A 500-nucleotide genomic window follows, 5' to 3' on the forward strand; every position below is an offset into this window, starting at 1 on the left:
CAGTTGGTTGGCGCGCTGGTTCAGCTCGGCATAGGTCAGGCATTGCTCACCCGCCTTAACCGCCAATGCATCCGGCGTGCGCTCGACCTGGGCCTCGAACAGGCCGTGCAGGGTCTGCGCCAGGTCGTAGTCAACCTCGGTGGCATTGAAATCAAACAGCAGTTGCTGACGCTCTGCATCCCCCAGGATCGGCAGGCGGTCAAGGGCCTGGTGCGGCGCGTGCTCCAGGGCCTCCACCAACTGGGTCAACGCCATCTGCATATAACCGCAGACCCGTTGTGCGCCTACCTGGGCCGGGGTCAACGCGGTGAAGTCATAACCATCACCCAGGTCATCGACGTTCAGGGTCAACGGATAGTTGGTGCGCCCGTCATTGGTCAGGGTCTGCATGCCTTCCCAGGCGTGCTGCGCGTCCTGTGAACGGGTGGCGCCGCCCCGGTGGCGATAATTGAGCATCGAGCTGAACAGCGGCAGCGGCGCCGCCACCCCGCTGCAACGCT

At 64.0% G+C, this 500-nt stretch carries 1 protein-coding gene; it reads right to left on the reverse strand.

Annotation, left to right across the window (positions count from 1 at the left end):
- A partial coding sequence (locus HX846_RS37285; RefSeq protein WP_178967473.1) for a hypothetical protein occupies positions 1–500 on the reverse strand: 500 nt, incomplete at both ends.

The organism is Pseudomonas sp. K5002 (assembly GCF_013386655.1).
Classification (GTDB): domain Bacteria; phylum Pseudomonadota; class Gammaproteobacteria; order Pseudomonadales; family Pseudomonadaceae; genus Aquipseudomonas.